Genomic DNA, 4,411 nt, shown 5'->3' on the forward strand with positions numbered 1-4,411 from the left:
TGGTGGCGGTCCTCGCCGGCGGCGTCCCGCCAGCCGGTGCGGCCCCGCGACCGGCCCCGCCCGTCTGCAAGGCGGGCCCCGTCCCGCTCGCCGCCCGGATCGGCGAACCGGCGCCGCCCCCGGGAGATCGCGGCTACGATGTCACGGACTACGACCTCGACCTCCGTTTCGACCCGGTCACGCGGACGGTGACCGGCACCGTCGGTGTGCGGGCCACGGCCCTGGCGACCCTCGACCGCCTCCAACTCGATCTCGTGCCGGAGATGGTCGTGACGAGCGCGTCCGACGGCGTCGGCGAGCTGGCCTGGCGCCACGAGGACGCCCGGCTCGAGGTGTTCCTGCGCGCTCCCGCCGCCGCCGGGACCGCCATCACGGTGAACCTCGCGTGGTCCGGCGCACCCCCCCGCCACGGCGCCTTCGCCGCCGGCCTCATGTTCCGCACCCACGACGCGGGGACACCCGCGGACACGTCCGACGACGTGCCCGTGATCGCGAACATGAGCCAACCCTGGTCGGCGCACAGCTGGTGGCCGTGCAAGGACCTGCCCGAGGACAAGGCCCGGGTGCGGCTCGCCGGCGCCGTGCCCGAGCCCCTGCGGCTGGTGAGCAACGGTCGCCTGGTCGGCATCACATCGCCGGCCCCCGGCTGGCGCCGATTCGCCTGGGAGGCCGACTTCCCGCTGCCGCCCTACCTGGTCTCGGTGGCCGCCTCGGACTACGCCTCCTGGTCGCAGGCCTGTGCGCCGGCCGGTGCGGCGCCACTGACCCTCACCTTCCACGCCTTTCCGCCGGACAGCGCCGCCGCCGCCCACGACCTGGCCCCCACCTGCGCCATGTACGGCTTCCTCGCCGACCGCTTCGGCCCCTGGCCCTTCCCGGGGTACGGCTACGCCCAGGCCGAGATCAAATGGATCGGGGCCATGGAGCACACCACCGCCACGAGCATCTCGCAGCTCCTGCTGACCGGCGACGGGCGCTACGAGACCCTGGTCGTGCACGAACTGGCCCACCACTGGTTCGGCGACAGCCTCACGCCCGCCGCCTGGGCCGACATCTGGCTGAACGAGGGGTTCGCCCGCTACGCCGAGGCCCTGTGGGTCGAGGAGCGCGAAGGCGGAACCGCCCTGCGCGACTTCATGGCCGGGATCGGGGCCGACGGCCATCCCGGCCTCTTCGTCGGCGAGGGCGTGCTCGCCGACCCCGAGCCGATCCTGCCCAACCTTCTCGTCTACGACAAGGGCGCCTGGGTGCTGCACATGCTCCGCGGCCTGCTGGGCGACGCGGTCTTCGCCGATCTCCTGCGCGACTACGCCGACGACCCCCGCCTGCGCCGGGGCCTGACCACGACGCCCGACTTCGTCGCCGCGGCCGAACGCGCGGCCGGCCGCCGCCTCGACGGCTTCTTCCGCCCGTGGCTCGAGACCGACCTGGTGCCCGAGGTCGCCCTCGACTGGGCAACGCCCGCCGCGGGGACCGTGGTGGTGACGGCGACCCAGCGCCAGGACGGCCCCCTCTTCGAGCTGCCCCTGCCCCTGGTGCTGTCCGGCCCGTGCGGGGACACGCGCCTCAGCGTGCTCCTGACCGACCGGCGCGGGTCCTGGCAATTCGCGGTCGCCTGCCCGGTCGACTCGGTGCGCATCGACCCGGCGGCCGGTGCCCTGGTGCGGCCCGCCGCCGCGCCGCCGCCGCCGCTGGTGGTGCGCGGACCGGTGCCCCAGCCGGCCGGAGCCGACGGTGCAACGTTCACCCTGTTTCTCGCCGAAGAGCGCCAGGTCATTGTCAAAACGTACGATATATCAGGAAAGCTGGTTCAGGAATTCGACCTCGGCCGGGTCCCCGCCACACCGCTGTCGGCCGATCCGGCGACGGCACCGACCTGGACCTGGCGACCGGTCGGACCCGGGGGGCGGGCCCTGCCGTCGGGGTTGCTGCTGCTGGAATTCCGCGCCGGCACGAACCGGGTCGTGCCGCGGGTCGTGCTGGTGCGCTGACCCCGCGGGCGCCCGTGCGCGCTCAGTCGACCGGCACCAGCGGGGCGAAGCGGGGATTGATGTGCTTGCGGCCGCTGTCGCGGAAGTCGACCGTCACGAGCATGTCGTCGCCGGCGCCCTCGACGCGGCTGACGGTGCCGGTGCCGAAGATCCCGTGGCGCACGAGTTGGCCCTCGTAGTAGGGCGCAGCCTGGACCACGTCCTGGTCCCAGCCCGCATCGGTCGGCTGCGGCGACCGCGCCGCCCCCCGCCGGCCCCACTCCTCCGGACGCACGGCCGGGCCATTGCGCCCGCGGCCGCCGCCCCCGCCGAGGCCGCGGTGCTCCCGCGCCACCGAACCGCCGCCCCAGCCGTCGCCGCCCGCCCCGAAGAGGGTCCGGGCGATCGGCGCCTGCACCGAGTCGCCGCTGTCCAGGTGGCGCCGCTCGACCAGTTCGTCCGGCAGCTCGGCCAGGAAGCGCGAAGGCAGGCTGTCCTGCCAGGTGCCGAAGCGCCGGCGCCGGGCCGCGTGGAGCAGGTACACGCGCTTCTCCGCCCGCGTCAACGCCACGTAGAACAGGCGGCGCTCCTCCTCGAGACCGGCCTCGTCCTCGGCGCTGTTGATGTGGGGCAGGATGTCGTCCTCGCAGCCGGCGATGACGACCACGGGAAACTCCAGCCCCTTGGCCGTGTGGATGGTCATCAGGCGCACGACCCCCTCGTCGTCGCGGATGGTGTCCGGATCCGAGACCAGGGCCACCTGCTCGAGGAACTGGTCGAGGGTGCCGCCGCCCGAGCTCTCGTGGAAGCCGGCGGCGGCGTTGATGAGCTCGGCCACGTTCTCGGCCCGGGTCCCCGCCGACTCCGGGTCGTCCTGCTCGAGATGCCCCTGGTAGCCGGTGTCCGTGATGATCGCCGTCAGGAGTTCGGGCACCGGCTCGCCCTCGGCGGCCAGGCGCCGCCAGCGCGTGGCCATGTCGAAGAACTGGCGCACGCGCCTGCAGGCCGCCGGCGCGATCTGCTGCTCCAGGACCCCCGGGTCGGCCGCGGCCTGCCCGGGCGTCAGGTCGTGGGCCGCCGCCAGCTCCAGCAGGCGGCCGATGGTGGTGTCGCCGATCTTGCGCTTGGGCACGTTGATCACCCGCTGCAGGGCGATGACATCGGCCGGATTGGCCACCAGCTTCAGGTAGGCCAGCAGATCGCGCACCTCCTTGCGGTCGTAGAAGTGCAGGGAGCCGACGATCTGGTAGGGCAGGCTGGCGCGCCGCAGGGCGTCCTCCAGCACGCGGCTCTGGGCGTTGGTGCGGTAGAGCACGGTGATGTCGCCCCGGGTGAGCCCGCCCGACGTCTCGGCGCGCACGATGTCGACCAGGCGCGCGGCCTCGTCCTCGTCGTCGAAGAACTCCTCCTCGGTCAACTTGTCGCCCTCGGCGCCGGCGGTCCACAGGTTCTTGCCCTTGCGCTGCTTGTTGTGGGCGATGACCTCGTTGGCCGCCTTGAGGATGGTGCCCGTCGAGCGGTAGTTCTGCTCGAGCCGGAAGGTGGCCGCGCCCGGGAAGTAGTCGTCGAAATGGATCATGTTCTCGATGCGCGCGCCCCGCCAGCTGTAGATGCTCTGGTCGTCGTCTCCCACGGCGAAGACGTTGCCGTGGGCGCTCGACAGGGCCTTGACCATGAGCAACTGCAGGGGGTTGGTGTCCTGGAACTCGTCCACCATCACGTGGCGGAAGCGCCCGGCGTACTTCTCGCGGACCGGCTCGACCTGCTCCAGGAGGTGCACGCAGCGCAGGATCAGGTCGTCGAAATCCAGGGCGTTGTTCTTGTCGAGGGCCCGGACGTAGCCCTCGTACAGGTCGGCGTACTTCTCGTCGATGAAGCTGCGCGCCTGGGCCCGCGCCGCGGCGGGATTGATATCCTCGTTCTTCCACTTGCTGATCACGGCACGGGTCGCGTTGGGCGTGAACTGCTTGGGGTCGATGTTCAGGTCGCCCATGACCTGCTTCAGGAGGCGCTTGCTGTCGTCGGTGTCGAAGATGGAGAAGCCTGACTGGATACCGATGTGGTGCCCGTCGCTGCGCAGGATCTTCAGGCCGGTGGCGTGGAAGGTGCCGATCCAGAACGGGGCGCGGCCCTCGCCGAGGGTCTCGCCCACCCGCTCCTTCATCTCGCGCGCGGCCTTGTTGGTGAAGGTGAAGGCGAGGATCTCGCCCGCGCGCACGTCGCGCTCGGACATGAGCCACTGGATGCGGGTGGTCAGCACGCGGGTCTTGCCGCTGCCGGCGCCGGCCACGACCAGCACCGGTCCGTCCGGGGCGGTCACGGCGGCGCGCTGGGCGTCGTTCATGCGGTTGAGGAAGTCGGTCACGGGAGCTCCATCTGTCGGTCGCGGGAGTACTTGGAGGGTGCAAGATGCCACGTTTCGTCGGGAGGTGCAACCACCA

General features: G+C 72.0%; 2 protein-coding genes. One reads left to right on the plus strand and one right to left on the minus strand.

The features are described from left to right. A partial coding sequence (locus KDM41_17375; GenBank protein MCB1185194.1) for a M1 family metallopeptidase occupies window positions 1–1,991 on the plus strand: 1,991 nt, incomplete at its 5' end. Between the two features lie 22 nt (window positions 1,992–2,013). Here the strand turns inward: KDM41_17375 and KDM41_17380 are convergent. After that, entirely contained in the window at window positions 2,014–4,335 is a 2,322-nt protein-coding gene (locus KDM41_17380) for a UvrD-helicase domain-containing protein (GenBank protein ID MCB1185195.1), read from the minus strand. Window positions 4,336–4,411: the final 76 nt, after the last annotated feature.

This window comes from bacterium (assembly GCA_020440705.1).
Classification (GTDB): domain Bacteria; phylum Krumholzibacteriota; class Krumholzibacteriia; order LZORAL124-64-63; family LZORAL124-64-63; genus JAGRNP01.